Source organism: Deltaproteobacteria bacterium (assembly GCA_011773515.1).
Lineage (GTDB): Bacteria > Desulfobacterota > Deferrimicrobia > J040 > J040 > WVXK01.
In genome coordinates, this window is sequence record WVXK01000048.1 from 69,093 (window position 1) to 75,871 (window position 6,779).

The window sequence follows — 6,779 nt, forward strand, 5'->3', positions numbered from 1 at the left end:
CGATGGTGACGGTATCGCCAACGTTTACCTCCCTCACGTCTTTGATTCCGGCTATGAAAAAGCCTACCTCACCTGCCCCGAGCTGATTTACAACCGTCGCATAGGGATTGAAAACGCCTATTTTTGCCACTTCGAACGACTTGCCGGTCGACATGAGTTTTACCCTGTCCCCCGTTGAAAGCTTACCGTCGAAAACCCTGATCAAGGTAACAACTCCCTGGTAGGAATCAAACCACGAATCGACCACGAGGGCTTTCAGGGGATCATCATCCACTCCAGCCGGCGGTGGGATGACGCTCACGATTTTTTCAAGGATTTCTTGTGTCCCTTCTCCCGTCTTGGCGCTCGCCAGAACGAGATGTTCCGTATCGAGGCCTATTATCTCTTCTATTTCCCTTTTCACACTCTCCGGATCAGCGTTTGGAAGGTCAATTTTGTTGATTACCGGGACTATCTCCAGCTCCTGGTCTACTGCCTGATAAACGTTGGAAAGGGTCTGCGCCTCTACACCCTGTGTTGCATCCACGATCAAAAGCGCTCCCTCGCATGCGGCGAGACTCCGTGATACTTCATATGAGAAATCAACGTGGCCGGGAGTATCTATGAGGTTGAGGAAATAGTAGTCTCCATCGGCTGCAGTGTAGCCGATCCTCACGGTCTGGGCTTTGATGGTTATCCCCCGCTCCCTCTCAAGGTCCATGGAGTCGAGAAATTGGTTCACTTTTTCCCGCTGGGATATCGTACCCGTGAGCTCCAGGAGCCGGTCTGCTAAAGTCGACTTACCGTGGTCGATATGGGCAATTATCGCAAAGTTCCTGATTCGCTTTTTCATCGTATGCGTCGATAAAAATTCAAATTCTTAATTTTACTATATAGTGACCTGCCTGTCGCGCAAAATAGTCCTGAAGGTAAATCATTATCCCCTGTTTTTTTCGTGAGCTTTAACGCCGGGCAACGGAGTTTTGGAGCGGCAGTGCATTATGATCGTTTCCTTGAAAGGGACAGGGAAGACATTTTTGTGAAATCTCGGCCTTTTCTTCCCCCATCAAGGCGAAAAAAGAAAAAATAGTTAGTTTTTAAAGATTTTCAAGAAAATCGAACGTGGCCTGGCAGCCAGGTCATACCGCGTGCGCATGAGTGGGGTGCTGCTCTCGTTCCTACCATGCAACGCCGCCTTCATAGGTTTTTTTCAGAAAATCCCTGAGCATCACTTCCCAGTGTCTCGGGTCCTCTCCCGTCGCTTTCCTGTACTTCTCCTTGGACAACACGCTGTCTCGAGGACGACGGGCTTTAAGGGAAAGGTCGGCGCTTTCGATGGGAATTATTCTCACCTCTCCGGGAATGCTGAGCTCGGCAATTTTGCAGGCAAAACCGTACCAGGTAACTGCTCCATCGCCGGAAAAGTGAAATATTCCCCGCTGGTTGCGATCGATAAGCTTTTCGGCCGCAAAGGCCAGGTCAAGGGTGTAGGTTGGACAACCGCACTGGTCATCCACAACAGAGACTTCGCGGCTTTTTATCAGCCTGTCGATGATCGAAAAAACAAAGTTTTTTCCCCGGGAACCGAACAGCCACTGGGTCCTTATTATGAGGTATTCACACCCCGATGCGATCACCTCCCTTTCTCCTCCGAGCTTTGATTCTCCATAGGCGTTGATCGGGGATGGAAGGTCATCTTCCGTGTAGGGACGATCCGATTTGCCGTCGAAAACAAAGTCGGTGCTGATGTGAACGAGCACGGACCCTTTTTCCTTGCACACTGTTGCAATATTTCTCAGCGCATGGGAATTGACGTTCATCGCCTCTTCCCTGTTATCCTCGGCATCGTCAACACGCGTGTAACCCGAAGCGTTGACGACAATGTCCGGGTTAAGGGATCGTATGGATCTGGACACGTCGGAAAAGAGCGTTACGTCGACTTCTCTCCTGGTTTTTCCCACCACGTCATAAGAATCATAGAGGACGTTGAACATGTCATGGCCAAACATTCCCTCAGCCCCGAGTATGAGGACCTTCCTCTTTCTCGAGCTTTTTTCCGTAGATCTTTTGATAATATTGAATATACTCACCGCTCTTCACATCCCTCCACCAGGAGTCATTTTCCCTGTACCACGCAATGGTACTGCGTAATCCGTCGTTGAAATTTGTCTTTGGTGTGAAGCCGAGCTCTTTGTTTATCTTGGAGATATCCATGGCATACCGGCGGTCGTGGCCCGGTCTGTCCGCAACATATTTTATGAGACTGTGAGGTTTACCGAGCAGGTCAAGGATAGATCGCGTGATGTCGATGTTTGCTTTTTCCTCTTCGCCGCCGATGTTGTAGACTTCTCCCGGTATCCCGTTTCGAGCGACCATATCGATAGCCTCGCAGTGATCGGTAACGTAGATCCAGTCTCTTATATTCAGGCCGTCTCCGTAGAGGGGGAGAGGCTTGTCCTCAAGGGCGTTCGTTACAAAAAGGGGTATGAGCTTCTCGGGAAACTGATACGGCCCATAATTGTTCGAGCACCTCGTTATGATGACCTGATAACCATACGTCTTAAAAAAGGCGCGTGCAATCAGATCCGCTGAAGCTTTCGATGCCGCATAGGGGCTGTTGGGTGCAAGCGGCGTGCTCTCCGTGAAATAACCTGCTTTTCCGAGAGACCCGTAAACCTCATCGGTAGAAATCTGAACGAATCTGGGTATCTTTTTGCTTCTTGCAACGTGGAGGAGGACACCGGTGCCGAGAACATTGGTTCGGGCAAAGAGGGTCGGGTCTTCTATGCTCCTGTCCACGTGTGATTCCGCGGCAAAGTTTACGACAACGTCGACTTTTTCTGAGAGATTCTCATCAACCGTGCCTATGTCAGCGATGTCCCCCCTGACAAAACGATATCTCGGGTCGCTTTCAACATCCATGAGATTCTTGAGGTTTCCTGCATAGGTAAGGTAGTCGAAATTGGTAATCGACACATCCTGATATCTGGTTAGCATATACCTGATGTAGTTTGTTCCGATAAATCCCGCCCCGCCGGCCACGAATATGTTCATCAGCCATCCTTCCTCTCCCATGAGTATGGGATATCGTTATCATGCGGGTGTATTCTGAACTCATCGGGGGAGTCGTGATTATATTTTTCCGTCGGGATATTTATGAGGAGGGCCTCCTGATCGCTGACACACTTGAACCCATGGAAGACCTTCGGCGGAATCCTAACCAGGATTGGGTTATATTCCCCCATGAACAGCTCCATGATGTTACCCTTGGTTGGCGAATCCTCCCTGCCATCGTAAAGGACCACCTTCAGCATCCCTCTCACAACGCAGAAGTTATCCCACTGATTCTTGTGATAGTGCCACGCCTTGACGACTCCCGGATACCCCGTTGTCATATAGACCTGGCCAAATTGTAAAAAGAGGTCATCATCGCTGCGGAGTATCTCCATCAGCCTGCCCCGTTCATCAGGGATGACCTTCAGTTTTTTTATCTCGACACCGGATATCATACACCCTCCTGTTGTTAAGGAATGATTATCATCGAACTGTCCCCTGCCATTATCTGCATGGTTTTGGGGAGTCCTGCAGTTTTCCGGATAATAACGTTTTTTCCCAGAAGGGAATCTGATATGCGTGCGCCGGCATCGACGATTTCGCACTCGTCCATAATGATGCTCTGTTCGATTTCTACTCCCTTTACCACGCAACCGGCCGCGATGGCGGTGAACGGACCTATGTAGGAATCCTCGATGACTGAGTCCCGGCCGATGATGGCTGGGCCCCGTATTCTGCTGTTCACGATTCTTGCACCCTTTTCCACCACCACTTTCAGCTCAACCGTTGAATTCCCGTCTATTTCTCCCTCAACGCGCATCTCAATCTTGTCGAGAACCATTCTGTTCGCCTCGAGGATATCTTCCAGTTTTCCCGTATCCTTCCACCATCCAGAAACGAGGTGGTGCGACACGGTATAGCCGTTCTTGATCAGCCATGCAATTGCATCCGTTATCTCAAGCTCCCCACGGAAGGATGGCCGTATTTGTGTTACCGCTTCGAATATCTTATCGTCAAAGAGATACACGCCGACAAGTGCCAGGTCGGAAATAAATTCCTTGGGTTTTTCGATCAGATCTACCACTTTATCGTCCTTTATCACGGCAACGCCGAACTGGTTCGGATTTTGAACTTTTGCAAGGAGTATATGGCTGTTTGCGTTATCCTTGTCGAAACTTTCTACAAATCGGGCAATTCCGTCCATTATCAGGTTGTCGCCCAGCATCATGACGAAACTGCTCTTGCCGATGAACTCCTCGGAAACCATGACTGCATGAGCAAGCCCGAGAGGGGCGTCCTGCTCGATATACGAGACTTTCAGCCCGTACCGGGACCCGTCTCCAACGGCTTCGACGATCTCCTTTTTCGTCTCGCCGACAACGATTCCCACATCTTCGATGTTCGCCTCGCGCATGGCATCGATGCAGTACTCGAGCACCGGCTTGTTCGCCACGGGTATCAGCTGTTTGGCGCTCGTGTAGGTCAGCGGCCTCAACCTCGTTCCCTTTCCTCCACTCAAGATCAGACCTTTCATACCCTTTCTCCTATTTGCCTATTGCCCCCAGCCCCCTGAGAGAGAAAAAGAGTGAATAGGATGTCTCAGCCGGCCTCGTTTTTCTGCTCACACCGAATGTTAAACTCCAGCACTCGCTTCTGGGAATATATTCAAAGAAAGAAGTGTTCTCGATAACCACATCGTCCTTGAGTGAATAGTTGAGCCAACCCTTGACCCGCAACCACCTGATGATCCTGTTGTTATAGCCAAGATTCAGGTCTGTGGCAAGCGATCTGGTGTGTCTCACCATCATTGATATGAACGTATTATCTTTGTTGTCGTAATTCAATCCAAAAGATAACTTGTCCACGACTCCCCCTCTGGTATCGTAAAAACCCTCCGTGCTCAGGTCAAGATTTGCGGTTGCTTTCAGGTATCCTTCGAAATACAGATCGGATCTCAGGTCCCCGGAGAGAGTCCCGTCGACGGCGATATCGATCTGATCCTGATAGGTCCTGAAATATTCAGAGAAGGGATCAATGAGATTTGTTGAGCTGTCAACGTTTCTCTCAAAATCGTAAGAATACTTAACGACGAAACCCCCTGTATCCCTGATGTCGTTCTTTCCATAGATACTCGTGAAGGTGTTCCTGATGCCGAAGATGATCCTCTCTTTCTCAGGGGCCCTGTCTGTAGGTTCTATGACCAGGGGGGAAAAACCGGAAAGGCGCTGTGTCTTTTGGAGGGTAAGGTAAGGGTCCAGTCTGTGCACGAACTCACGGGCTTTCCTGGCGTACCTTTTGGAAAGGGACGTCTTTAGCGTCCCGCGGTTGTCCCAGTATGCGAAATTTTCCGTTTCTTTGCCCCCCTGCGGGCCGTCGTAGTAATAGAATCCGTCGACAATGTTTGAGTATGCGTGAAAAATGAGGACGTTCCCAATTTTGATGGGGATTTCGGCAGCAAAATCGATATTTCCCTTCTGTGTTGACCCATCGGCAGAGGTATAAAAATTTTTTATTTCCAGATTTCCGCTGGTAAAGAAGTGACGGAGAAACTTCGTTTTCCGCAAAGCAGCCCGGACGGCGGGAAGCAGCTGCACGGTCTCACTTTTATCTCCGACGGGAAAGAGATCCTCGGTGTAGGTTCCATACACCTCGAAATAGAGATCTTTTTCCTCATATCCCGTCGAGAGATCACTGATCACCTGCCTGGAAGAGCGCAGGTAGATATCTTCCTCAAAGTCCGTGTAGTAATCTTCGTCTGAAGGGTAATCTACATTGGTGGTTGCGAAAAAGGGGAATTCACCCGTCACGTTGCTTTCATACCGAACCCGGTACCGCTCATCGTCAAACTCCCTGTCATTGATGTACGCACCCTCGATCCTTCCCTTTGATTTCTCTGTGAGCCGGTACCTTAAGTCCCCCTCTGGCTTGAATCCCCTCTTCGACATATGGTCCAGGTTCAGGGTAAAATCGGAGAAATCCGATGTAACGATATAGAAGGGAAGCTCCACCCTGTTACCTTTCGTCCTGCTTGTGGAGAACTTGGGGAGCAAAAAGCCTGATTCGCGGTCGGTTTTAGCCGGGAAAAATGCATAGGGAAACCAGAAAAAAGGCCTGTCCCTGATATCGAGCGAAATTCCCATTCCCGTTGCATATCCTCCCAGCGTCAAAGTTCCTCTCCTTATTTTTATGCGCCAGTCAGCCTTTTCACACGCGTCACAGGTGGTAAATTTGGCTTTGAAAATCCTGTATCTGTCCTTTGTGAGCTCTTCAAATCTTTCGGCGCTCACGATGAGGTGCTCGCTCTTGACGTGAATATAGCCGTCGTAGAGAACGGAACTTTTCTCTTTGACGTTTATCGTTACTCTCGAGAATGAAAATTCTATGTCCTCATCGATGAAGGTAACGCCACCGTCCAGCTCGAGAACTTCTTTTTCGAAATAGTATGTCAACTTCCCGGCCTTGATCTCTTTTCCCTCGTATTCCATCTGCACCCCCCCTGTTGCCTCCAAAACTCCCCTTTCTTTCGAAATGGAAATTTTTTCCGCGTCGAAATTCAGGAAATTTTTTAAAACGGAAGGAGGAGGCAACTCGAGTGCGAAAACATTGAAAGCATACCCACAGATGGAGAGCAGGACACATATATGTATTTGTGCTCTAACCCTTTTGCGCCAGCGCTTCATAGCTATCCGTAAACGTGTAGTAGTTTTCCGCGGTAACAAAAGACCCCGTTAGGAAAACAAGGCCTG

General features: G+C 49.3%; 5 protein-coding genes and 1 pseudogene (1 of these 6 only partly in view). All 6 read right to left on the reverse strand.

The genetic code is table 11. The features are described from left to right. A pseudogene (locus GTN70_04720) lies at positions 1-832 on the reverse strand (GTP-binding protein) (it extends 902 nt beyond the left edge of the window). A 325-nt stretch (positions 833-1,157) separates the two neighbouring features. After that, entirely contained in the window at positions 1,158-2,069 is a 912-nt protein-coding gene (gene rfbD, locus GTN70_04725; protein ID NIO16286.1) for a dTDP-4-dehydrorhamnose reductase, read from the reverse strand. Further along, positions 1,993-3,033, reverse strand: coding sequence for a dTDP-glucose 4,6-dehydratase (gene rfbB / locus GTN70_04730; GenBank protein NIO16287.1), 1,041 nt, complete (start codon positions 3,031-3,033; stop codon positions 1,993-1,995). Before rfbB ends, rfbD begins: the two co-directional genes overlap by 77 nt. Next, on the reverse strand, positions 3,033-3,488 hold the full coding sequence (locus GTN70_04735) for a dTDP-4-dehydrorhamnose 3,5-epimerase (GenBank protein ID NIO16288.1): 456 nt from the start codon (positions 3,486-3,488) through the stop codon (positions 3,033-3,035). Before GTN70_04735 ends, rfbB begins: the two co-directional genes overlap by 1 nt. Positions 3,489-3,502: 14 nt before the next feature. Continuing rightward, complete coding sequence (locus tag GTN70_04740; GenBank protein ID NIO16289.1) at positions 3,503-4,567, reverse strand: glucose-1-phosphate thymidylyltransferase; 1,065 nt, start codon at positions 4,565-4,567, stop codon at positions 3,503-3,505. A gap of 10 nt (positions 4,568-4,577) precedes the next feature. Then, positions 4,578-6,518, reverse strand: a complete 1,941-nt coding sequence (lptD, locus tag GTN70_04745; protein NIO16290.1) for an LPS assembly protein LptD — start codon at positions 6,516-6,518, stop codon at positions 4,578-4,580. Positions 6,519-6,779 lie beyond the last annotated feature (261 nt).

What these genes read in the sequence shown, in the direction of transcription:
- rfbB (NIO16287.1), bottom strand. Translation starts at nt 3,033, where the DNA reads ATGAACATATTCGTGGCCGGCGGGGCGGGATTTATCGGAACAAACTAC.
- GTN70_04735 (NIO16288.1), bottom strand. Translation starts at nt 3,488, where the DNA reads ATGATATCCGGTGTCGAGATAAAAAAACTGAAGGTCATCCCTGATGAA.
- GTN70_04740 (NIO16289.1), bottom strand. Translation starts at nt 4,567, where the DNA reads ATGAAAGGTCTGATCTTGAGTGGAGGAAAGGGAACGAGGTTGAGGCCG.
- lptD (NIO16290.1), bottom strand. Translation starts at nt 6,518, where the DNA reads ATGGAATACGAGGGAAAAGAGATCAAGGCCGGGAAGTTGACATACTAT.